Annotated in this window: 22 protein-coding genes and 1 tRNA gene; 13 read left to right on the top strand and 10 right to left on the bottom strand. The window is 71.7% G+C overall.

Annotation, left to right across the window (positions count from 1 at the left end):
• The first annotated feature begins 16 nt into the window (after positions 1–16).
• Together O7616_RS09430 and O7616_RS09435 are read left to right on the top strand one after the other, a co-directional pair.
• The gene (locus O7616_RS09430) at positions 17–580 is read left to right on the top strand and encodes a hypothetical protein (protein ID WP_282262515.1); all 564 of its coding nucleotides are present in this window, start codon (positions 17–19) and stop codon (positions 578–580) included.
• 102 nt (positions 581–682) lie between these two features.
• A complete protein-coding gene (locus O7616_RS09435) occupies positions 683–2,014 on the top strand; it encodes an NAD(P)/FAD-dependent oxidoreductase (RefSeq protein WP_282262514.1) in 1,332 nt (443 codons plus the stop codon).
• A gap of 70 nt (positions 2,015–2,084) precedes the next feature.
• On the opposite strand, the gene O7616_RS09440 is transcribed toward O7616_RS09435, so the two are convergent.
• A complete protein-coding gene (locus O7616_RS09440; RefSeq protein WP_282306445.1) occupies positions 2,085–3,935 on the bottom strand; it encodes a hypothetical protein in 1,851 nt (616 codons plus the stop codon).
• 101 nt (positions 3,936–4,036) lie between these two features.
• On the opposite strand from O7616_RS09440, the gene O7616_RS09445 reads away from it, so the two are divergent.
• The 4 genes from O7616_RS09445 (at position 4,037) to O7616_RS09460 (ending at position 6,376) form a co-directional block, all read left to right on the top strand.
• Positions 4,037–4,117, top strand: a tRNA-Leu gene (locus O7616_RS09445).
• A gap of 100 nt (positions 4,118–4,217) precedes the next feature.
• The gene (locus O7616_RS09450; RefSeq protein ID WP_282306446.1) at positions 4,218–5,033 is read left to right on the top strand and encodes a Bax inhibitor-1/YccA family protein; all 816 of its coding nucleotides are present in this window, start codon (positions 4,218–4,220) and stop codon (positions 5,031–5,033) included.
• A gap of 144 nt (positions 5,034–5,177) precedes the next feature.
• A complete protein-coding gene (locus O7616_RS09455) occupies positions 5,178–5,936 on the top strand; it encodes a Bax inhibitor-1/YccA family protein (RefSeq protein ID WP_282306447.1) in 759 nt (252 codons plus the stop codon).
• Positions 5,937–6,055: 119 nt separating this feature from the next.
• A complete protein-coding gene (locus tag O7616_RS09460; protein WP_282306448.1) occupies positions 6,056–6,376 on the top strand; it encodes a hypothetical protein in 321 nt (106 codons plus the stop codon).
• Between the two features lie 38 nt (positions 6,377–6,414).
• Here the strand turns inward: O7616_RS09460 and O7616_RS09465 are convergent, their stop codons facing one another.
• From O7616_RS09465 to O7616_RS09475, 3 genes are all read right to left on the bottom strand, one after another.
• The gene (locus O7616_RS09465) at positions 6,415–7,677 is read right to left on the bottom strand and encodes an acetyl-CoA C-acetyltransferase (protein WP_282306449.1); all 1,263 of its coding nucleotides are present in this window, start codon (positions 7,675–7,677) and stop codon (positions 6,415–6,417) included.
• An 81-nt stretch (positions 7,678–7,758) separates the two neighbouring features.
• Complete coding sequence (locus O7616_RS09470; protein ID WP_282306450.1) at positions 7,759–8,571, bottom strand: SGNH/GDSL hydrolase family protein; 813 nt, start codon at positions 8,569–8,571, stop codon at positions 7,759–7,761.
• Positions 8,568–9,620 (bottom strand): SGNH/GDSL hydrolase family protein, encoded by a 1,053-nt coding sequence (locus O7616_RS09475; RefSeq protein WP_282262501.1) that lies wholly within the window; start codon positions 9,618–9,620, stop codon positions 8,568–8,570. The genes O7616_RS09470 and O7616_RS09475 overlap by 4 nt, the downstream gene beginning before the upstream one ends.
• Before the next feature lie 150 nt (positions 9,621–9,770).
• Between O7616_RS09475 and O7616_RS09480 the strand changes: the two genes are divergently transcribed.
• Together O7616_RS09480 and O7616_RS09485 are read left to right on the top strand one after the other, a co-directional pair.
• The gene (locus O7616_RS09480; protein ID WP_282306451.1) at positions 9,771–10,127 is read left to right on the top strand and encodes a YkvA family protein; all 357 of its coding nucleotides are present in this window, start codon (positions 9,771–9,773) and stop codon (positions 10,125–10,127) included.
• A gap of 71 nt (positions 10,128–10,198) precedes the next feature.
• Entirely contained in the window at positions 10,199–11,569 is a 1,371-nt protein-coding gene (locus tag O7616_RS09485) for a cystathionine beta-synthase (protein WP_282306452.1), read from the top strand.
• Between the two features lie 183 nt (positions 11,570–11,752).
• On the opposite strand, the gene O7616_RS09490 is transcribed toward O7616_RS09485, so the two are convergent.
• From O7616_RS09490 to O7616_RS09505, 4 genes are all read right to left on the bottom strand, one after another.
• Positions 11,753–12,262, bottom strand: a complete 510-nt coding sequence (locus O7616_RS09490) for a GNAT family N-acetyltransferase (protein WP_282306453.1) — start codon at positions 12,260–12,262, stop codon at positions 11,753–11,755.
• The gene (locus tag O7616_RS09495) at positions 12,259–13,188 is read right to left on the bottom strand and encodes a ribonuclease Z (protein WP_282306454.1); all 930 of its coding nucleotides are present in this window, start codon (positions 13,186–13,188) and stop codon (positions 12,259–12,261) included. The genes O7616_RS09490 and O7616_RS09495 overlap by 4 nt, the downstream gene beginning before the upstream one ends.
• Positions 13,189–13,549: 361 nt before the next feature.
• Positions 13,550–14,212 (bottom strand): peptide-methionine (S)-S-oxide reductase MsrA, encoded by a 663-nt coding sequence (gene msrA, locus O7616_RS09500; protein WP_278143937.1) that lies wholly within the window; start codon positions 14,210–14,212, stop codon positions 13,550–13,552.
• Positions 14,213–14,288: 76 nt separating this feature from the next.
• Complete coding sequence (locus tag O7616_RS09505; RefSeq protein ID WP_282262492.1) at positions 14,289–14,711, bottom strand: HIT family protein; 423 nt, start codon at positions 14,709–14,711, stop codon at positions 14,289–14,291.
• Between the two features lie 115 nt (positions 14,712–14,826).
• Here O7616_RS09505 and O7616_RS09510 point away from each other — a divergent pair, with 115 nt between their 5' ends.
• The 3 genes from O7616_RS09510 to ilvA all read left to right on the top strand — a co-directional run bounded on the left by O7616_RS09510 (position 14,827) and on the right by ilvA (position 18,756).
• On the top strand, positions 14,827–15,969 hold the full coding sequence (locus tag O7616_RS09510) for a cystathionine gamma-synthase (RefSeq protein WP_282262491.1): 1,143 nt from the start codon (positions 14,827–14,829) through the stop codon (positions 15,967–15,969).
• 12 nt (positions 15,970–15,981) lie between these two features.
• A complete protein-coding gene (locus O7616_RS09515) occupies positions 15,982–17,391 on the top strand; it encodes an amidase family protein (RefSeq protein WP_282306455.1) in 1,410 nt (469 codons plus the stop codon).
• 144 nt (positions 17,392–17,535) lie between these two features.
• On the top strand, positions 17,536–18,756 hold the full coding sequence (gene ilvA, locus O7616_RS09520; RefSeq protein ID WP_282262488.1) for a threonine ammonia-lyase: 1,221 nt from the start codon (positions 17,536–17,538) through the stop codon (positions 18,754–18,756).
• A gap of 60 nt (positions 18,757–18,816) precedes the next feature.
• On the opposite strand, the gene greA is transcribed toward ilvA, so the two are convergent.
• Both greA and O7616_RS09530 read right to left on the bottom strand, forming a co-directional pair.
• Positions 18,817–19,314: a transcription elongation factor GreA gene (gene greA, locus O7616_RS09525; RefSeq protein WP_088986285.1), complete on the bottom strand. Its 498-nt coding sequence runs from the start codon at positions 19,312–19,314 to the stop codon at positions 18,817–18,819.
• 156 nt (positions 19,315–19,470) lie between these two features.
• Positions 19,471–19,911: a DUF4307 domain-containing protein gene (locus tag O7616_RS09530; protein ID WP_282262486.1), complete on the bottom strand. Its 441-nt coding sequence runs from the start codon at positions 19,909–19,911 to the stop codon at positions 19,471–19,473.
• 201 nt (positions 19,912–20,112) lie between these two features.
• On the opposite strand from O7616_RS09530, the gene mca reads away from it, so the two are divergent.
• Positions 20,113–20,994 (top strand): mycothiol conjugate amidase Mca, encoded by an 882-nt coding sequence (gene mca, locus O7616_RS09535; protein ID WP_282264669.1) that lies wholly within the window; start codon positions 20,113–20,115, stop codon positions 20,992–20,994.
• A 48-nt stretch (positions 20,995–21,042) separates the two neighbouring features.
• A complete protein-coding gene (locus tag O7616_RS09540; protein ID WP_282262485.1) occupies positions 21,043–21,336 on the top strand; it encodes a hypothetical protein in 294 nt (97 codons plus the stop codon).
• Positions 21,337–21,430 lie beyond the last annotated feature (94 nt).

The following is a 21,430-nucleotide window of genomic DNA, read 5'->3' on the forward strand; positions in this document are numbered from 1 at the left end:
ACGAAAGGCGGTGCAGATGATCGACGTCGTGACCGGGCGCGTCCGGGCGGTTCAGAACGCGGTGACCCGGATCAGCCTCGCTCCGCTGCTGGTGCGGTGCGCGATCTTCGTCGTCGTGCTTGCCGGGTTCGTCCTCGCCTTCCCCGCCGAGGTGCTTCCCGGGCGTCCGATCCTGTTCCTGACGGTTGCCGCGCTGTTTCCCGCCTTCGGCCCGCGTCGGGTGTGGGCGACGTTCACGACGTTGGTCACCATCGGCGGCTGGTTGCTCGCCACCGACGGGTACGGCCGTCCGGTGGCCCTCTGGCGGCTGCTCGCCCTCGCCGCCCTGCTCTATCTGGCGCACACCCTCTGCGCGCTGGCCGCGCTGCTGCCGTACGACGCGGTGGTGGACCCCGAGCTGATCACCCGATGGCTGCTGCGCTCGGCGGCGGTCCTGCTGGGAACCGCCGTGCTGGGGGTGCTGTTGTTGCAGGCCGCGGGCATGGGTGGGGAGAGCGGCCACCAGTGGGTGACGGTGCTTGGTTTGCTGCTCGCCGTGGGCACGGCGGCGTTGCTGGGCTGGCTGCTGCGGCGGCGGTGACCGCTGGTACGAGAGGGTTACGCAGGTCACAGGGGTTGTGCTCCGTCACAGATGGGGGGCGCGAGCGGGATTACCTGAGCCGGCCGGGGAAAGATAGACGACGTGAATCCGAAGCGGATCCTTGTGGTTGGTGCCGGGCACGTCGGTCTGTACGCGGCCCTGCGCCTGTCGAAGAAGCTCAGCTCCCGTGAGGCTGAGGTCATGGTGGTGGATCCCCAGCCGCACATGACCTATCAGCCGTTCCTGCCCGAGGCGGCGGCGGGCAACATCTCCCCGCGACACTCCGTGGTGCCCCTGCGGCGGGAGTTGAAGCGCTGCAAGATGGTGGCCGGCACCGTCACGCGGATCGAGCACGACCGCAAGGTGGCGACCGTGCAGCCGATCAGCGGCCCGGCCCGCGAGATCACCTACGACCACGTGATCGTGGCTCCGGGTTCGGTGTCCCGCACCCTGCCGATCCCCGGCCTGCACGAGCAGGGCATCGGGTTCAAGACCATCGGTGAGGCGATCTACCTTCGCAACCACGTGCTGGACCGGCTCGACGTGGCGGCCGCCACGCCCGATGCGGACGTCCGGCGCGCGGCGCTGACCTTCACCTTCGTCGGCGGTGGCTACGCCGGCATCGAGGCGCTCGCCGAGATGGAGGACATGGCTCGCGACGCCCTGCGCTACTACCCGGAGCTCAACCAGGACGAGGTCCGTTGGGTGCTGGTCGAGGCCACCCAGCGGGTGCTGCCCGAGGTCGACCGGGACATGGGCGCGTACACCGTCCAGCAGTTGATGAAGCGGAACATGGACATCCGGCTGGACACCCGGCTCGAGTCCTGCGTCGACGGCGTGGTGAAGCTCTCCGACGGGGACAGCTTCCGGTCCGACACGATCGTGTGGACGGCCGGCGTGAAGCCCTCGCCGATGTTGGACGCGACCGACTTCCCGCGCGACGACCGTCGGCGGATCACCTGCCTGCCCACGCTCCAGGTGGTCGACGGCGACCGGGTGGTCGAGGGCGCGTGGAGCGCCGGCGACTGCGCCGCGGTGCCCGACCTGACCAAGGAGCCGGGCAACTTCTGCTCGCCGAGCGCGCAGCACGCGGTGCGCCAGGCAGCCCGGATGGCCGACAACATCGCCGCCGTGATCCGGGGCCGCGAGCCGGTCGACTACAAGCACAAGCACGTCGGCAGCGTCGCGAGCCTCGGCCTGCACAAGGGTGTCGCCCAGGTGTACGGGATCAAGATGACCGGCTGGCCGGCCTGGGTCATGCACCGGACGTACCACATGAGCCGGATCCCGTCGTTCAACCGCAAGGTCCGCGTGGTGGTGGACTGGACGCTGGCGTTCGTCCTCAAGCGTGAGGTGGTCGCCCTGGGTCAGCTGCACGACCCGCGCGAGGAGTTCTCCGAGGCGTCCCAGCCGGTCGGCGCCCCCCGCGTCTGACCCGGCTCTGCTCTGAAGTAAAGGGCCCCTTTCATCGGAAGGGGCCCTTTCTTCATGTCTGGACAGACCGTCAGACCCGCCAGGTCCAGACGTCGGCGATCCGCGTGGCCGGGCCGTAGAGCTGCTCCAGGGTCGACCGCAGGCTCTCCGCGTGTGGGGCGTCGTCGGCCAACGCGACGCAGGAGGCGCCCCAGAAATCGGCGTCCCGGGCGGCCTGCCGGCGCTGCTCGTCGCCGATGGCCGGTTGGTCACCGCGCCGGGCGACGTCCGCCAGCAGTGCGGACGTGGGCTGCTTGAAGGTGCCCATCGCCGCGGTGCCGCCCCGCCCGTACGGGCCGATGAAGAAGCCCTCCGGCAGACCGAAGGCGGCGTCGGCGGCGGTCGCCCAGCGCATCGGCCAGGGCTCCTTCGGCGTGGGCAGTGGCACCGGGACCAGCACCCCGCCGGGGCGTACGCACTGCCGCCAGTGCCCGCCGCTGACGAATTCCGGAACGTCCGGCCGTTCGGCGGTCGGCAGCGGGGTCGGGAAGATCGGCAGCAGTGCCGCGCCGACCGCCAGCGGCATCAGCCGTCGGGCCCGACCGGTGCTGCGCAGAGCCCGGTCGACCGCCAGCACCAGCAGTGTCGCGATGATCGGCAGTAGGGCCAGCGCGAACCGCATCGGCAGCGCGCCGTCCACCACCGGCAGCCCGCCGATCAGGGCGTACGGGCCGGGAATCGCCGTCCTGGTGCCGCCGAACACCACCTCCGGGCCGAGGGAGAGCGCACCCATCGCCAGGCCCGCCACGACGCAGGCGAAGACCAGCCGACGTCGCCCGGCCCAGATCGCGCAGGCCGCGGCGACCAGGAGCAGGGGCCAACCCAGGAACGTGTTGTACTCGGCCGGGCCGGTGGTCAGTCGGGCCGATTCCGCGCTGCCGGCCACCGACAGCGGGGAGACCGTCCACCAACTGCTCAGGTCGGCGGAGAAGTAGGCGGGCGTGAACATGCCGTCGGCGACACCCTGCGGGCCGGCGAACTGGAACCACAGCGGGTAGCCGAGCACCAGCAGGGCCAACCCGGCGGCGATGGCCAGCCCGCCGGCGAAACCTGGTAGCGCCCGCCGGGCCAGGTCCCGGTCCGCCACGGCGTAGCCGATCGCCATCACCAGCAGGGTGACGGCGGCGAGGAAGAGCACCTCCTCGCCGATGAAGACCTGCGCGGTGACCGCGGCCGCGAGCCCGGCGGCGGAGGTGATCATCCGTCGGCGGTCCGGTCCGTCGGCCAGGTCCGGGGCGGGGCCGGCCGGCCCCGGGTCGGACGCCCGCAGCAGCCGGACCACCAGCCAGACGATCACCGGCACCAGCCACTGGGCGGTCATGTGCAGGTGGCTGTTGGTCTGCGAGACCATTCCCGGGCCGAATCCGCACAGGGCCCCGCCGAGCACGGCGGCGAGCCGACGGGCCCGCAGCGTCCGGTGGAACAGCAGGTACCACGCGAGAGCGGTACCGGCGAGGTTGCCGGCGGCGAGCAGCGCGAAGGTGACCGGTGCCCCCAGCAGCAGGGTGACCGGCGCGAAGGCGATGCCGAGCGCGATCACCGTGGTGTTCGCCATCAGGTTGACGCCGTCCGGGGCGTTGAGCCGGTCGCTGAGCAGGTCGAAGTCGCCGAGCAGCGCACGGGCGTCGACAGCGAGGAACCACTCGTAGAGAGCCTGGTCCTCCGGGTTGAGCGACAGGACGCGGCTCGCGGGGTCGGGCCACAGGCCGTGGGTGAGCCAGCCGGCCAGCACGACCCAGAGCAGAGCGACGAGCAGATCGCCCCGGTGTCGGCCGACGGCGGCCAGCAGCCGGGCGGCCCGACGCCGACGGTCGACCCGGTCGGCGAGACGGACGGCCTGCTCAGGGGCGGCGTCGGGGGCCGTGGGGGCTGCGCTGCTCACGGCATCGACCCTAATGTGGCCGACCCGACGGGGTACGCCGGGTCGCCGCAGACCGGCTACGGTGACACTGCACCGTGCGTGTCGGCGCGCCGGTGCCACCCGCCCGGGTGGTGGAAAGGCAGACACGGCCGCCTTAAAAGCGGCTGCCGAAAGGCGTGCGGGTTCGACCCCCGCCCCGGGCACTCTCACGCATTCTCATTCGTGATCACCAGGAGTCGCCTGCGCCGTTTACTCTTGGAGGGCACGTTCACGTGCACACGACCCCCTGAGGGAGGCCAGACAGTGAAGACCTCGAACCCGGTGCTCGCCCGGCTCGGCCAGGCGGCCGAGCGGGAGCGCTCCGCCGGGTACGCCCCGGCCGGGCCGTACGGACAGCCCGGCATTCCCCAGCAGTACCCGTCCCAGGCCGGTTACCCGGCCGCGCCGCCCACCGTGGCGCCGATGACCGTCGACGACGTGGTCGTCAAGACGGTCGCCCTGCTCGGCATCCTCGGCATCACCGCCGCGGCCGCCTGGGTGCTCGTGCCCGACGCGCTGGTCGGGCCCGCCTGGATCGGCGCGGCGGTCGTCGGCCTGGTCCTCGGCCTGATCATCTCGTTCTCCCGGATGGCCAACCCCGCGCTGGTCATCGCGTACGCGGTCGTCGAGGGCGTCTTCGTCGGCATGGTCAGCAAGGCGTTCGAGACCGCGTACGACGGCATCGTGCTCCAGGCCGCCGCAGCCAGCTTCGGCATCTTCTTCCTGATGGCGATGCTCTACCGGGCGAAGGTCATCCGGGCCACCCCGGCCTTCGTCAAGGGCATGATCGCCGTGATGGTCGGTCTCTTCGCGGTCATGATGATCAACCTGGTGCTGGCGCTCTTCGGCGTCAACACCGGCCTGCGTGACGGCAGCCCGTTGGCCATCGGCTTCAGCCTGGTCTGCATCGTCGTCGCCTCGCTGAGCTTCGTGCTCAGCTTCAAGGAGATCGAGGACGGCGTCCGGATGGGCCTGCCGCAGCGCTACTCCTGGGTGGCCGCGTTCGGCATCCTGGTCAGCCTGGTCTGGCTCTACATCGAGATCCTGCGCCTGCTGAGCTACTTCCAGGGCGACGACTGACCTCGTCCGCACTGCCGACCGGCGCCCGTCCCCGCTGTGGTGGGGGCGGGCGCCGTCGTACGTGCCGTTTTCCCGCCGCCGCCGGTCCGCCCGGGGCAGAGTGACTGCAGGGGTACGCGGGCTGGGCGGGCGAAGGAGGCGGCGGTGCGTAGCAACAACCCGGTGCTCAACCGGCTGGACGAGACCGGCCGGGTGGAGGCTCGGGTGCTCGGCTCCCGCGACGTCGAGCCGATGACAGTCGACGACGTGGTGGTGCGTACCGTCGGGTTGCTGCTCGTCACCGGCGCGGTGGCGGCGGTGTCCTGGGCGGTGATCCCCGACGCGGTGTGGCTGGGTGCCGCGCTGGCCGGCAGCGCGCTCGCCTCGATCGCGCTGGTCCTGGTCATCTCGTTGCGTGCGATCACCAATCCGGTGCCGATCCTCGGCTACGCCCTGCTTCAGGGTCTGTTGCTCGGGGTGGCGAGCCGCGCCTTCGAGCAGGTCTATCCGGGCATCGTGGTGCAGGCGGTGGCCGGCACCTTCGGCGTCTTCCTCGGCATGGCGGCGCTCTACCGGGCCCGGATCGTCCGGGCCACGCCCCGGCTGGCCCGGCTGGTGATCGGTACGTTGCTCGGCATCGCCGTGCTGAGCGTGGTCAACCTGGTGTCGTACCTGATCTCCGGGCGGCCGGGTCTCGCGGTCTACAGCGTCAGCGGTGAGGTCGGCTGGCTGCCGTACGCCTTCTCGGTCGTCGCCATCATCGCCGGGGCGTTCAGCTTCATCCTCGACTTCGATCTCGTCGAGCGCTCGGTGCGGGACGGTCGACCCCGCCGGTACGCGTGGCTGAGCGCGTTCGGCCTGCTCACCGGGCTGGTCTTCCTCTACTGGCAACTGTTGCGGCTGCTCAGCTACCTGCGCCGCTGACCCGCATGATCGACTCGGTTTCGTGAAAGTCGGGGTGTCCGAGGCGCGGTGATGCCCCGATTTCCAGGAGGCCGAGTCGATCTCGGCAGTGGCGCCGGTCGGCCGTAGACTCGGCGGCGATGAGCGCAGCGGAGTTGGACAAGGTCGCGACGTTGCTGGTGCGTCAGGTCGTGCACTGGCAGCAGCCGCGCTGGGCGGCGGTCGCGACCGCCGGCAACGTGTCCCGCGCCGACCTGGTGCACCGGCTGGTGCAGGAGATCGCCAACCTGGCCGCTTACGCCGAGGGGGAGCCGCGCCGGACGGTCCCCCGGCTCGACAACGACCTGGCCCTACCCGACCAGATGCGGGTGGTGGTGGCGGACCTGTTGGCCGCCGGGGCCGACGACGAGGTGCTGGCGCGGGCCGCCGCCGAGGTGACGGCGACCCGTAACGCGCTCTGAGGCCGACTCCGGAATCGGCGGGAGCGGCCGGCGGCGGCTCAGCTCAGCCGCTCGAGCACCATGGCCATGCCCTGGCCCCCGCCGACGCACATCGTCTCCAGGCCGATGGTCTTGTCGTGCCACTCCAGCGCGTTCAGCAGGGTGCCGGTGATCCGGGCGCCGGTCATGCCGAACGGGTGACCGACGGCGATGGCACCACCCATCACGTTCAGCTTCTCCTCCGGGATGCCCAGCTGGCGGTAGGAGGGGATGACCTGAGCGGCGAACGCCTCGTTGATCTCGACGAGGTCGACGTCGTCGATCGTCATCCCGGCCCGGCGCAGCGCCTGCCGGGACGCCTCCACCGGCCCGAGCCCCATGATCTCCGGCGACAGGGCGGTCACGCCGGTGGAGACGATCCGGGCCAGTGGGGTGAGCCCGAGGTCTTCGGCCCGTTGGGCGCTCATCACCACGACGGCGGCCGCGCCGTCGTTGAGCGGGCAGCAGTTGCCCGCGGTGATCCGACCGTCCGGGCGGAACACCGGCTTCAGGCCGGCTACCGCGTCGAGGGTGACGCCGGCGCGGGGGCCGTCGTCGGTGCTCACCACTGTGCCGTCCGGCGTGGTGACCGGGGTGATCTCCCGGGCCCAGAAACCGTCGGCGATCGCCTTCTCGGCGAGGTTCTGACTGCGTACGCCGAACTCGTCCATGTCGGCGCGGGTGACGTCGTACACCTGGGCCAGGTTCTCCGCGGTCTGCCCCATGGTCAGGTAGATGTCGGGCAGGTCGCCCGTCTCGCGCGGGTCGGTCCACACCTCGGCGCCGCCCTGCGCGCGTTGCCTGGAGCGTTCGCCGGCCGCGCCGAAGCGGGGATTTTCCCAGCCGCCGCCGACCAGGGCCTGTGCCTCCGGGGGCAGTCCGTCGGAGCTGCCCCGGGCGTAGCGGGACACCATCTCCACACCGGCCGAGACGAAGACGTCGCCCTCACCGGCCCGGATCGCGTGCATCGCCATCCGGGTGGTCTGCAACGACGAGGCGCAGTAGCGGGTCAGCGTGGCGCCGGGCACCGTGTCCAGACCGAGCAGCGTGGACACCACCCGCGCCATGTTGAAGCCCTGCTCACCGCCGGGCAGGCCGCACCCGAGGTAGAGGTCGTCGATCGTGGTCGGGTCGAGCGCGGGGATCTTGTCCAGGGCCGCCTGGACGATGGTCGCGGCGAGGTCGTCGGAGCGGACGTCGCGCAGGGACCCCTTGTGCGCCCGGCCGATGGGGGAGCGGGCGGTGGCGACGATGACGGCGTCGCGGGACGACTCAATCGGCATGGACCAACGTTAACCCGCCAGTAACAAGGCGCGGAAGGAGCGGGCGCGGCGGGAAATGTCACCCCCCCCCGCCGGACTGATCTAGCGCCGGGTGGCGACCGTCGCGGCGGCGGCGACGGCGGGCAGCAGCGCGTGCGCCCAGACCCGGTAGCCGTCGGCGGAGGGGTGGAAGCCGTCGTGGCAGAGCGTGCCCGCGTCGGCCCGGAACACCGGCCCGGTCTCGGCGGCCAGGTCGACGACCGAGCCACCGGCGTCGAGCACGGCAGTGGTCTGTGCGCGGGCCATCCGCCGCCCGGACCAGCCGACCACCTGGCGTAGCGGAGGGGCGATGGCCCGCACCGCGCCGAGGTCGGGGCAGGTCCCGACGACCACCTCGACCCGTGCCTCCCGCAGCCGGTGCACGGCCGCGGCCAGGTAGGCCGCCGCGTCGGAGGGACGGCGCAGCCCGGTGGCGTCGTTGGCGCCGATCAGGATCAGCGCCACGTCGGGCCGCTCCCCGAGCAGGGACCGGGCCACCTGGGTGGCCAGGTCCGTCGAACGGGACCCGGAGACGCCGACGCTGGACAGGTGCACCCGACGGCCGGTCGGGCCCTCGGCGAGCAGGTGTGCCAACTGCCCGCCGATGGTGTCCTCAAGACGGTCGACACCGACGCCCAGGGCCGACGAGTCACCGAGTAGCACCAGCCGCAGCGGCGGAGCCTCGGCCCGGCCGATCGTGGCCCGCAGGGCCAGCCCCAACTCCGGCTCGGCGTAGCGTCGGTGTCGGGCGACGAATGCCTCGCCGGCCAGGACGGCAGCGCCTCCCACGGTGCCGGCGAGCAGCGATAACGCCGCCGCCCGGCCCAGCCGGCCGGCGAGGCCGGCGTTCACGCCCCGCACTGTGCGCTCGTTCATGCCAGTCCCTCCACTGTCGAGGTGTCCGAGGCGGACCCGTGCTGCGGCACCGCGCCCACACCGAAGAACGCGCGGCGACGCAACTGCGCCCACCGGCCCTCCGGCCCTCGGTCGCGGCCCCGGACCCGGGTGCCGCTGACCTCCGTGCCGGCGTGCCGGGCCGCCTCCTGCGCGGCCTCCGGCAGCGACCGTACGCCCTCGCCCGGCGTCGGCGTAACCCGTCGTTCCTGCCCCGCGCCGAGCGCGGAGAGCATCGTCGGCAGGAGCGCGGCGGCGGCCATCGCGTAACCCTCGGCGGACGGATGGAACCGGTCCCAGGCGAACATCCGGGTCGGCTCGGCGGTGAACCGGGGGCCGAGCAGGTCACCCAGGGAGACCGTCCAACCGCCCGCCTCGACCACGGCGACCGTCTGGGCGGCGGCGAGTTGCCGGCTCCACCGGTGCGCCAGCCACCGCAACGGCGGCTGGATCGGGCGGATCGCGCCCAGGTCGGGGCAGGTGCCGACGACCACCTCGCACCCGGCGTCGCGCAACGTGTGCACCGCCTCGACCAGGTAGCGCACCGCCAGCCCGCGCGGGGTGCGGTTGGTGATGTCGTTGCCGCCGATGAGGATCACCGCGATGTCGGGTCGGCATTCCAACGCCGCTTCGACCTGGTGGCGGAGTGCCGAGGAGATGGCACCGACGACCGCGAAGCGGTGCAGCCGCACCGGCCGGTGCAGCCGACGGGTCAGACCGGTGGCGAGCAGGGCCCCGGGTGTCTCTCGACGGCGGTGCACCCCGTAGCCGGCCGCCGACGAGTCACCGAGCACGACCATGGTGAGCGCGGGACCGGGGAACTTCGCGCCGTAGACGCCGTCGCAGCGCGGGGGCGGCGCCTCGGCCATCGGGATGGTGCGCCGAGCCTGCCGGGCCTGGCCGAGCAGCACCCCGCCGGTCGCCACCGCGGCCGCCACGGTAGCGCCCGTGCCGATGGCCGCCAGGCGGGCGAACCGCCGGGCCTGCCGCCACCTCGTACCACCGGGTACGACGGAATCAGCCACCCCCATACCGCGACATTATCGCGCCGGCCCGACACGCCGCTGTCGTCGCGACGGCACTCGGGTGCCTGGAAATCGACGCTACGGGGTATCTGTCCAGGGCCGGCCGGCCTACTTGCGCCGACCCGCCACGCTGGTCCGGCGGAGAGGAGCACGACGATGGGGAAGACACTGAAGCGCAGTGCGGCGTTCGCCGCCCTGGCACGGGCACTGGCGGCCGGGGCCCGGGGTGGGCCGTCGCTGGGCACCCGCCTGGCCGCACTGCCCCGGATGATCCGGGCGACCACGAAGGGGGAGTACGACGGCGGTCTCCGACTGGCCCTGATGACCGCGGCCACGGCGTACATCGTCTCGCCCATCGACTTCCTGCCGGAGATCCCGCTGGCGATCTTCGGGCTCGCCGACGACGCAGTCATGATCACCTGGTTGGCCGGCAGTGTGCTCGCCGAGACCGATCGCTTCCTGGAGTGGGAAGCCCGCCGCAGCTCGGTCATCCCGGGCGGGCTGGTGCCCTGACGGCACGTACGCTGGGCGCGAGGAACCGTCTGCCCGGCCGCCGTCGCCGGCGCCGCAACGAAGGGCACACCGTGCAGTACTACGACAACGTCGTCGACATGATCGGCAACACCCCGCTGGTCCGCCTGCGTAACGTCACTGCGGGCATCCAGCCCACCGTGCTCGCCAAGGTGGAGTACGTCAACCCGGGCGGCTCGGTGAAGGACCGGATCGCGCTGCGGATGGTGGAGGACGCCGAGGCCGCCGGCCTGCTTGAGCCCGGCGGCACCATCGTCGAGCCGACCAGCGGCAACACCGGTGTCGGGCTGGCCCTGGTGGCCCAGCTCAAGGGCTACCGGTGCGTCTTCGTCTGCCCGGACAAGGTCAGCCAGGACAAGCAGGACGTGCTGCGGGCGTACGGTGCCGAGGTGGTGGTCTGCCCGACCGCCGTCGCCCCCGAGGACCCGCGTTCGTACTACAACGTGTCCGACCGGCTGACCCGGGAGATCCCCGGAGCCTGGAAGCCCAACCAGTACAGCAACCCGGCCAACCCGCGCTCGCACTACGAGACCACCGGCCCGGAGCTGTGGAAGCAGACCGAGGGTGGGCTCACCCACTTCGTGGCCGGCGTGGGCACCGGCGGCACGATCTCCGGCATCGGGCGGTACCTCAAGGAGGCGTCCGACGGTCGGGTGCGCGTCATCGGGGCGGACCCGGAGGGTTCGGTCTACTCCGGCGGCACCGGCCGTCCGTACCTGGTCGAGGGCGTCGGCGAGGACTTCTGGCCGGAGACGTACGACCGGGGGGTCGCCGACGAGATCGTCGAGGTGTCCGACAAGGCGTCCTTCGAGATGACCCGGCGGTTGGCCCGCGAGGAAGGGCTGCTGGTGGGGGGCTCCTGCGGGATGGCGGTCGTCGCCGCGTTGGAGGTCGCCCGCAAGGCCGGCCCGGACGACGTGGTCGTGGTGCTGCTGCCGGACGGCGGCCGGGGTTACCTCTCGAAGATCTTCAACGACTCGTGGATGGCCCGGTACGGCTTCCTCGACAACTCCGGCGCCGAGCCGACGGTGGCCGACGCGCTGGCCGGCAAGCCGGGTGGTCTGCCCGAGTTGGTTCACGTGCACCCGACCGAGACGGTCCGCGACGCGATCGACTACATGCGGGAGTACGGGGTGTCGCAGCTTCCGGTGCTCAAGGCGGAACCGCCGGTGGTGACCGGTGAGGTCGCCGGTTCGATCGCGGAGCGGGATCTACTCGACGCGCTCTTCACCGGGCAGGCCCACCTGCACGACACGATCGAGCGGCACATGGGCGACCCGCTGCCGATGATCGGTGGTGGCCAGCCGGTGAGCGAGGCGGTCGGGCTGCTGGAGAAGTCCGACGCGGCCCTCGTCCTCGTCGACGGCAAGCCCAAGGGCGTCCTCACCCGCCAGGACCTCCTGGCCCACCTGGGAGCCCACTAACCGCCCCCGCCCCCCCCGCCCGTCCCCGCCCCCCCGCCCGCCCTCGCCCCCCGCCCGTCCCCCCTCTCGCCCCGTCGATCATGGAGTTGTGGTGCCCCACAAAAGCGGCATAAGCCCCTGAATCGCCCACCACAACTCCATGATCGACGCCGCGAAGAGGGACGGGGGCGGGGCGGGGCGGGGTTAGAGGGGGCGGGTGTAGCGGACCTGGGGGGTGAGGGCGGTGCCGATCTGCTCCTCGCGTTCGATGCCCGTCGACGTCCAGCCGCCGCGCTCGTAGAAGGAGCGGGCGTGGGCGTTCTCCCGGAGCACCCAGAGCACCGCGCGACGCCAACTCCGAGCGCGCATGGCGTCCAGGGCGTCCACCATCAGCACGCGACCGGTGCCGCGGCCCTGCTCGCGGGGGTCGAGATGAATCGCGTTGAGCAGCCCGGTGGCGGGGTCGTCCTCGTCGTCCGGGCCCAGGTGGCTGAACCCGACCAGCGCCCCGGCCCGCTCCGCCACCGTCATCCGGTGGTTGTCCCGCTCCCAGTGCCATCGCTCGACCCAGTACCGTCCCATCGCCTCCGGTGTCGGGTCGGCCAGGGCTTCGGGCGGCAGGAAGGCGGAGTACGCGGCGACCCGGGAGCGTTGGTGCAGGGCACCCACCGCCATCAGGTCGTCGCCGGTGGCGGGGCGGAGCGTGACGGTCACCAGGCCGAGGCTACCCGGCGGGGTGGGAGCTGCACGGTGGTCAGATCCTCGGCGACGATCAGATCACCGTCGAAGTGTGCGCGCGCCTCGTCGTGGAACCGGCGCGGGTCGGGGTAGCGCTGGGAGAAGTGGGTGAGCACGAGCCGGCGTACCCCGGACTCGGTCGCCACCCGGGCGGCCTGCGCCGCGGTCAGGTGGCCGACCTCGGCGGCGAGCGCGGCCTCCGACTCCAGGAACGTCGACTCGATGACCAGCAGGTCGGCGTGCTCGGCGAGCGCGTACACCCCGTCGCAGAGGCCGGTGTCCATCACGAACGCGAACCGCTGCCCGTGCCGGGGCTCGCTGACCTCGTCGCGGGTGACGCGACGTCCGTCGAGGTCCAGGTGGCCGACGCGGATCAGCTCGCCGACGGCCGGACCGGCGATGCCGTACGCGGCCAGCTTCTCCGGCAGCATCCGGTGGCCGTCCGGCTCGATCAGCCGATAGCCGTACGTCTCGATGGGGTGCCGCAGTCGGCGTGCCTCCAGCGTGCCGCACGTCAGGGTGATCCGTTGCCCGTCCGCCTCGATGGGTTCGACCCGCAACTCGGCGGTCTCGTAGAAGGAGGTCGCGTGCCGTAGCCGGGCGAAGTACTCGGCGCCCCCGGCGGGGAAGTGCACAGCGACCGGGTGCGGCACCCGGTCCAGGGAGAGCCGTTGGATGGTGCCGGGCAGGCCGAGGCAGTGGTCGCCGTGGAAGTGGGTGACGCAGATCCGGGTCAGGTCGCTGGCGGTGACCGTGGTGTGCAGGAGTTGACGTTGGCTGCCCTCACCGGGGTCGAAGAGGATCACCTCGTCGTCCCAGCGCAGCACGTACCCGTTGTGGTTGCGTTGCCGCGTCGGTGCCTGGCTGGCCGTCCCCAGCACCACCAGTTCGCGCATCGACATCGGGGGCCTCCGGATATGGAGCGACCCCCGGGGCGCTCCGCGCTCGCGCGCGGGCCGGCTGGACTTGGCCGGCACCCCGGGGGTCGGGTGGCTGTCTGGAATTCGCCGCACCGCTGCCACACGGTCTCGACGATGGTGCTGGTGCCCGCCTGTCGGCGGACCGATCACTGTCGAGGACAGCGGCTAGCGGACAGCCACCTCACGAGTCCGATTGCTATACAAGTCTGGACCACCTCCTTTCACGTGTACGGCCACGCTATCGAGTTCTCGGCGGGCTCTGCAACGGATTTCGATCACAGGCCGAACGGGAATGCCCGGCCGCCTCATCGGCGACCGGGCACGCCCACGGGTGGCAGAGAGGTCAGCCGCCGACGCGGGCCACGCCGACCGGGCAGCTCAGCCCGTTCGGGCCGTGGTTGCAGTACCCGTTCGGGTTCTTGGTCGGGGCGAGGTACTGCTGGTGGTAGTCCTCGGCGAAGTAGTAGCTGCCGAGCGGAGCGATCTCGGTGGTGATCTCACCCTTGCCGGCCCGCGTCACGATCGGCTGGAACGCGTCCCGGGACGACTCCGCGATGGCCCGCTGCTCGTCGGTGGTCGTGTAGATCGCCGACCGGTACTGGGTGCCCACGTCGTTGCCCTGGCGCATGCCCTGGGTCGGGTCGTGGTTCTCCCAGAAGACCTTCAGCAGGTCCTCGTAGTTGATCTTGCTGGGGTCGTACACCACCTGGACGACCTCGGCGTGACCGGTCCGGCCGGAGCACGTCTCCTCGTACGTCGGGTTCTTGGTGATGCCACCCGCGTAGCCGGCGGAGGTGGTGTAGACGCCGGGCAGCGTCCAGAACAGCCGCTCGGCGCCCCAGAAACAGCCCATGCCGAAGACCGCTACCTGGAGGCCCTCCGGGAACGGGCCCTTCAACGGGGTGCCCAGAACCTCGTGCCGGTCGGCGACCGGCATGGCGATCGGACGGCCGGGCAGGGCCTGGTCGGGCGAAACCATCTCGGCGTTCATACGGCGCAAAAACACGGTGGGGATCTCCTCTCGTACCTCTCGCAGCGTGCAACACCGGTGGGTCCACCTTCCTTACCCGCGCGAGTGTGAGTCAGGCCGCGCCGCAGAGTGCGGCGGCGACCCGGTCCGCGTAGGTCTGGGCCTCGGTGTCGTCCTCGTAGCGGGTACGTGGCCAGAAGAACCCCCGCAGCCCGTCTCCCTTGGTGCGGGGCACCACGTGGGTGTGCAGGTGCGGGACGGACTGGGACACCTTGTTGTTCATCGCGACGAACGTCCCGCCAGCCCCCAGACCGGACTCCACGGCCACTGCCAAGCGTTGGACCAGCGCGAAATAGCCCGGCAGCAGGTCGGACGGCAGATCGGCCAGGGTCACCAGGTGCGTCCGGGGGACCACCAGCACGTGCCCCTTGAACACCGGCCGGGTGTCCAGGAACGCCACCCCGTCCGGGGTGTCGGCCACCCGGAACGCCGGCACCTCACCCGCCACGATCCCGCAGAACACGCACCCGCTCATCGGCACAGGCTATGCCGCACCCGCGCGGGACGCCCGTCCAGCGCCGGCCGGTGCGCGGGGCCGTGCCGGACAGGTTCTTGTCCAGCAGTCGGGACGGGGCACTAGCCTCACCACCATGAACCACGGCTTCGAGACGCTCGCCATCCACGCCGGCCAGGATCCTGAGGCCCGCACCGGTGCGGTGATCCCACCGATCTACCAGACCAGCACGTACGCGCAGGACGCCGTCGGTGCGCCCCGGCTCGGCTACGAGTACAGCCGTTCCGGCAACCCGACGCGCGACGCGCTCCAGGAGTGCCTGGCGGCGCTGGAGGGTGGGCCGGTGGGGCTGGCCTTCGCCAGTGGCCTGGCGGCGGAGGACACCCTGCTGCGGGCCGTGTGCCGGCCGGGCGACCACGTGGTGATCCCGGACGACGCGTACGGCGGCACGTACCGGCTCTTCGCCCGGGTCGCCCAGCGCTGGGGCCTGGAGTTCACCCCGGCCAAGGTGTCCGACCCGGACGCGATCCGGGCCGCCGTCCAGCCCGGCCGCACGAAGATCGTCTGGCTGGAGACGCCGACCAACCCGCTGCTCGGCATCGCCGACATCGCCGCCCTGGCCGCCGTGGCACACGACGCGGGCGCGCTGCTCGTCGTGGACAACACCTTCGCCTCGCCATACCTGCAACAGCCGATCGCGCACGGCGCGGACGTGGTGGTGCACTCCACCACCAAGTACATCGGCGGGCACTCCGACGTGGTCGGTGGCGCGCTCGTCGTCGCCGACGCCGGGCTCGGCGAGGAGCTGCGCTACCACCAGAACGCGATGGGTGCGATCAACGGCCCGTTCGACGCCTGGCTCACGCTGCGCGGCATCAAGACCTTAGGGGTACGCATGGACCGGCACTGTGACAACGCCGAGCGGCTCGCCGCGTACCTCGACGGGCACGCCAAGGTCGCCCAGGTGATCTACCCCGGGCTGCCCTCGCACCCCGGTCACGAGGTCGCCGCGAAGCAGATGCGCCGGTTCGGCGGCATGATCTCGTTCCGCGCCTCCGGCGGTGAGGACCACGCCGTCGAGATCTGCAACCGCACCAAGCTTTTCGTGCTCGCCGAGTCGCTGGGTGGCGTGGAATCCCTGATCGAGCACCCGGGCCGGATGACACACGCAAGTGCTGCGGGCTCGCCGCTTGAAGTTCCCGGGGATCTCGTGCGACTGTCTGTCGGCATCGAGACGGTCGACGACCTGCTCGCCGATCTGGAGCAGGCACTGGGCTGACCGCTGGGGAGGATGGCCGTGCAGGACATCATGGCGACCTGGGTCGGGGCGACCGCCAAGCAGATCGCCCGGGGCGTACGCCGGGGTGACGTCTCGGCCACCCAGGTCGTCGCCGACCACCTCGAGTACATCTCCCGAGCCGACCGTGAGCTGGCCGCGTTCCGGGCCGTTCGCGGCGGCGAGGCGATCACCGAGGCGGAGAAGGTCGACGAGCAGGAGGACCTCGCCAACCTGCCGCTGGCCGGGGTTCCGGTGGCGGTGAAGGAGAACACCCCGGTCGCCGGCCTGCCCACCTGGAACGGGTCGTCGGCCGCCCGCACCGACGTCGCGGAGGCCGACCACGAGGTGGTGCGGCGGCTACGTGGCGCCGGCGCGGTGATCCTCGGCGTGACCCGGATGCCGGAGCTGGGGCTGTGGGCGCTCACCGACGACGACAGCGCGGTGACCCGCAATCCGTGGGACAGCACGCGTACCCCCGGTGGCTCCTCCGGCGGCGCAGCCGCCGCGGTGGCCGCGGGGCTGGTGCCGATCGCGCACGGCAACGACGGTCTCGGCTCGATCCGGATCCCCGCGGCCTGCTGCGGTCTGGTCGGGCTCAAGCCGGGTCGGGGTGTGGTGCCCTGCCAGCTCGGCGCGGACGACTGGTTCGGCCTCACCGAGCACGGCATGCTCACCAGCACCGTCGCCGACGCGGCGGTCGGTTTCTCGGTCCTCGCCGGTCGACGTCCCGAGAAGCTGGTCCCGCCGCAGCGGCTGCGGGTGGGCGTCTCGCTGCGCTCCCCGGTGCGTGGTGTCGCACCGGATGCGCCCAACCGGGACGCGGTCGCCGCCGCCGGCCGGCTTCTCGCCGCCGCCGGGCACGACACCGTGCCCGCCGATCCGGTCTACCCCACCGCGCTCGGCCTGCAGGGCATCGCCACCTGGCTCGCCGCCGCGGCAACCGACGTCCGGGCGTCCGGGCTGGACCGGCGTGACCTGCAACGGCGTACCCGTCGGCACGTCGCGTTGGGCGAGTGGGCACAACGCCGCGGTTACGTGCGGGAGGCCGACCGGGTCGCGTGGCGGCAACGGTCCGTCGACTTCTTCGGCGACCACTCGATCGACCTGCTGCTCACCCCGGCGTTGGCCACCGCGCCGCCGGAAGCCGCGCGCTGGTCCGAGCGGTCCTGGCGGGCGAACATGACGACCAACATCCGGTACGCCCCGTACGCCGCGCCGTGGAACATCGCCGGTCTGCCGGCGGTGGTGGTGCCGGTGGGCCGGCGCCCGGACGGTCTGCCGGTCGCGGTGCAACTCGTCGGCCCGCCCGGCTCGGAGCTGCTGCTGCTCGGTGTGGCCGGCCAGTTCGAGATGGCCGCCCCGTGGGCGCGCCACGCCCCCGGTTATCCCCGGATCGGAACGGGGTCGCCGGCCGTCGCATGATCGACCGCCCCGTGGTCCTGATCGACTCGGGATCGCCGACGTGGCGGTATCGAGGTGGGGTGGTTACCGCCGCATCGGCGATGTCGAGGTGATCGAGCCGGTGTCGCCGCGAAGGGCCCCGGAGGCGGGTGGCACGATCGGGGCATGACGGAACTGGTCGGACTCGACGACGTGCGGGCCGCGCGGGAGTTGCTAGCCGGCGTCGTCCGGACCACCCCGCTGGAACCCTCTCGTCCGCTCAGTGCCGCGCTGGGCGGGCCGACCTGGCTCAAGTGCGAGAACGTGCAGCGTGCCGGCTCGTACAAGGTGCGGGGCGCGTACGTGCGGATCTCCCGGCTGTCGGCGGCGGAGCGGGAGCGCGGTGTGGTCGCCGCCAGCGCGGGCAACCACGCGCAGGGCGTGGCCCTCGCCGCCGGCCTGGTGGGCACGCACGCCACGGTCTTCATGCCGATCAACGCGCCGCTGCCGAAGGTGGCGGCCACCAAGGGGTACGGCGCGCAGGTCGAGCTGGCCGGCAACACCGTCGACGAGTCGTTGGTCGCCGCCCACACGTACGCCGAGCGCACCGGGGCGGTGCTGATCCACCCGTTCGACCACCGGGACGTGATCGCCGGCCAGGGGACTGTCGCGCTGGAGATCCTCGAACAGTGCCCGGACGTGAAGACGATCATCACCGGGGTCGGCGGCGGTGGTCTGATCTCGGGCCTGGCGGTGGCCGCGAAGGCGTTGCGGCCGGAGGTGCGGATCATCGGCGTCCAGGCGGCCGGTGCGGCGGCGTTCCCGCCCTCACTGGTGGCCGGGGAGCCGGTCCGGCTGCCGACCTTCGCCACCATCGCCGACGGCATCGCGGTCGGCCGTCCGGGCGAGATCACCTTCAACCATGTGCGCAAACTGGTCGACGAGGTCGTGACGGTCTCCGAGGAGGACATCTCCCGGGCCCTGCTGATGCTGCTGGAACGCGGCAAGCAGGTCGTCGAGCCGGCCGGGGCGGTCGGTGTCGCCGCGCTGCTGGCGGGCGCGGTCGAGGTGGAGACGCCGGTGGTCGCGGTGCTGTCCGGTGGCAACATCGACCCGTTGCTGATGCTGCGGGTGATCGAGCACGGGCTGGCCGCCGCGGGTCGCTACCTGCGGGTGACGGTGCGGTGTTCGGATCGGCCGGGGCAGCTCGCGTCGTTGCTCAGCCAGATCGCCGAGCATCGGGCCAACGTCGTCGACGTGGAGCACCAACGAGCCAACCCCCACCTCGGCCTGGGCGAGGTGGAGGTGGCGCTGTCGGTCGAGACCCGGGGCGTGGAGCACTCGGACACGCTGATCAGCGCCTTGCGGGCCAGCGGCTACCAGGTGGTCTTCGCGGCCGAGGCGTGACACCGGTGGGTGTCACGCCTCGGGAACTCGCGTCGGAGTCGGGTGGTGCGGTCGGCGACGTCAGCCGGAGAACGGCTCGAAGCTGACCACCGTCACCTTGATGTCGGCACCGCTCGGTGCCGTGTAGGTGCAGGTCTGCCCGGCCCGGCCGCCGAGGATCGCCTTGCCGAGCGCCGACTCGGGGCTGTAGACGGTGAGATCGGTGGTGGCGGCGATCTCCCGCGAGCCGAGCAGGAACGTCTCGGTGTCGTCGGTGTCGTCGTCGAAGTAGATCGTCACGACCATGCCGGGCGAGACCGCGTCCGCCGTCGGCGCCTCGCCGACCTTCGCGGTGCGCAGCAGCTCCGTCAGGTAGCGGATGCGGCCCTCGGCCTTGCCCTGCTCCTCGCGGGCGGCGTGGTAGCCGCCGTTCTCCCGCAGGTCGCCCTCCTCGCGCCGAGCGTTGATCTCGGCGGCGATGGCCGGTCGGTTGGCGATGTGCTCGTCGAGCTCGGCCTGGAGGCGGTCGTACGCGTCCTGCGACAGCCAGGTGGCGGGCGCCTCGTTGCCAGTGGACACAGGCGTTCTCCTCAGTTGTGCGTGGCTGGCTGACAGGTGAACTACCAAGTTACCAGTGCGGTACGACACAGCGTGTCGGCCATCACCGCGGGTGCCCGGATCCGACACCGCGCGTAGATGGGCTCCGGCCCTCGGTCAGAGCGTTGTTTCCGCAGGTCAGGACGGTGGTCGGCAGCGTAGGACCTCGCCGATGAACGGCCGTGCGGTGGTGGCCAGGCGGTGCCGGGTCGTCACGTGCCGGTTGCCGGGTTCGGCCGTCACCGTGACCTGCTCCCGGGCCACCTCGGCACCCGCGCGGTCGCGAGCGCGCAGTACGCAGACAGCCGATCCACCCGCTGGCACGGTCACCCGGAAGTCGACAAGCACCTGGTTGTCGGTGATGTCCGTGTAAGTGATCACCTGGGCGTCGTAGACCGGATCGCCGTACTGGCGGTAGAGCCGTACCGAGATCACGGTCAGCGTCCCGACGAGCGCCAGCAGCACCAGTGCCGCCAGCAGCGTGCGTCGCCTCCGCCCGCCCGGTGCCCGGCGGCGGCCGTAGCGCCCGGCCGGGAAAACCGGCGCGCCTGAGGAAATTGTGGCGTGCGTCTCGGTCACCGGCGGGTATCTCCTGGCGTTGTTGTCGGCGGCATCGGCAAGAATGGCAGAGTCCCATCCTCCCACCCGGCTCAGCGGCAGGAATGGCAGGTCATGCCAGCGCTGCTGACCGGCGGCAAGGGTGCGGCGAGAAGATCCCGGCAGGTCAGCCGGTCGAGCCCGGTCGGGTCCACCGTCCGGCACAGACGAGGAGCGCCGAAGTTGGCAGAGCAACTGCGTCTCATGGCCGTGCACGCGCACCCGGACGACGAGTCGAGCAAGGGCGCGGCGACGACGGCGAAATACGTCGCACAGGGGGTGGACGTCCTGGTCGTGACGTGCACGGGCGGTGAGCGCGGGAGCGTGCTCAACCCGAAGCTCGACCGACCGGACGTGTGGGCCAACATCGCCGACATCCGGCGTGCCGAGATGGACGCCGCCCGGGCGATCCTCGGCATCGACCAGGCGTGGCTCGGTTTCGTCGACTCCGGTCTGCCCGAGGGTGACCCGCTGCCGCCGCTGCCCGAGGGTTGTTTCGCCCTGCAGGACGTCGAGGTGGCCGCCGGGCCCCTGGTGCGGTTGATGCGCGAGTTCCGTCCGCACGTGGTCACCACGTACGACGAAGAGGGTGGCTACCCGCACCCGGACCACATCATGTGCCACAAGGTGAGCGTGGCCGCCTTCGAGGCCGCCGGTGACCCGGAGCGCTACCCGGAGTTGGGAGCGCCCTGGCAGCCGTTGAAGCTCTACTACGACATCGGCTTCTCCAAGGGCAAGATCATGGCCCTGCACGAGGGCATGCTGGCCGCGGGGCTGGAGTCGCCCTACGAGGAGTGGCTCAAGCGGTGGGAGGACCGGCCCGACAAGGGCCCCCGGATCACCACCCGCGTCGAGTGCGCCGAATACTTCCCGGTCCGTGACGACGCGCTGCGCGCCCACGCCACCCAGGTCGACCCGGACGGCTTCTGGTTCCACGTGCCGATGGAGCTTCAGCAGCGTGCCTGGCCGACCGAGGATTACGAGCTGGCCCGCTCGATGGTCGACAGCCCGCTGCCCGAGTCGGATCTCTTCGCCGGGGTGCGGGAGACGGCGCACGCACGCTGATTCCGGGCGGGTCTACCCTGGTTACCAACCGCACATCGGAGGAACGCCATGCTGACCGCTGCCCAGGTGCTCGCGGAGAACAACTTCGGGGACACCCGCACGGGTGGTCTGGCCGGCCCGATGGGCCTGTTCCTCATCCTGCTGTTGGCCACCGCGACCATCCTGCTGATCCGCAACATGAACTCCCGGCTGCGCCGCCTGCCGGACCGGTTCCCGCAGCAGGCGGGGCCGACCGACCCGACCAGGGCCGACGCGGCAGTCGTCGATCCGACAGACGGGACCGGGGGGCGTGATTCATCCACGCCCGCTCCCAATGGGCGCCAGCAGCACCGGAACGGGTAGTCGCCCCATGAATCACGCCGAACCGGTTGGTCGCCCCCTGTTGCGGCCACCCGGTTTGGCTTAGCCTTCCGCCGGGGGACCAAAAGTCTCCGAG

It is taken from the genome of Micromonospora sp. WMMD964 (genome assembly GCF_029581455.1).
In the GTDB taxonomy this organism is placed as follows: domain Bacteria; phylum Actinomycetota; class Actinomycetes; order Mycobacteriales; family Micromonosporaceae; genus Micromonospora.

Excerpts from the sequence above, each read along its gene's own strand:
- O7616_RS09430 (WP_282262515.1), top strand. The coding sequence starts at position 17 with ATGATCGACGTCGTGACCGGGCGCGTCCGGGCGGTTCAGAACGCGGTG.
- O7616_RS09460 (WP_282306448.1), top strand. The coding sequence starts at position 6,056 with ATGAGCGCAGCGGAGTTGGACAAGGTCGCGACGTTGCTGGTGCGTCAG.
- O7616_RS09465 (WP_282306449.1), bottom strand. The coding sequence starts at position 7,677 with ATGCCGATTGAGTCGTCCCGCGACGCCGTCATCGTCGCCACCGCCCGC.
- O7616_RS09470 (WP_282306450.1), bottom strand. The coding sequence starts at position 8,571 with ATGAACGAGCGCACAGTGCGGGGCGTGAACGCCGGCCTCGCCGGCCGG.
- O7616_RS09475 (WP_282262501.1), bottom strand. The coding sequence starts at position 9,620 with ATGGGGGTGGCTGATTCCGTCGTACCCGGTGGTACGAGGTGGCGGCAG.
- O7616_RS09480 (WP_282306451.1), top strand. The coding sequence starts at position 9,771 with ATGGGGAAGACACTGAAGCGCAGTGCGGCGTTCGCCGCCCTGGCACGG.
- O7616_RS09495 (WP_282306454.1), bottom strand. The coding sequence starts at position 13,188 with ATGTCGATGCGCGAACTGGTGGTGCTGGGGACGGCCAGCCAGGCACCG.
- O7616_RS09505 (WP_282262492.1), bottom strand. The coding sequence starts at position 14,711 with ATGAGCGGGTGCGTGTTCTGCGGGATCGTGGCGGGTGAGGTGCCGGCG.
- O7616_RS09510 (WP_282262491.1), top strand. The coding sequence starts at position 14,827 with ATGAACCACGGCTTCGAGACGCTCGCCATCCACGCCGGCCAGGATCCT.
- O7616_RS09515 (WP_282306455.1), top strand. The coding sequence starts at position 15,982 with ATGGCCGTGCAGGACATCATGGCGACCTGGGTCGGGGCGACCGCCAAG.
- ilvA (WP_282262488.1), top strand. The coding sequence starts at position 17,536 with ATGACGGAACTGGTCGGACTCGACGACGTGCGGGCCGCGCGGGAGTTG.
- O7616_RS09540 (WP_282262485.1), top strand. The coding sequence starts at position 21,043 with ATGCTGACCGCTGCCCAGGTGCTCGCGGAGAACAACTTCGGGGACACC.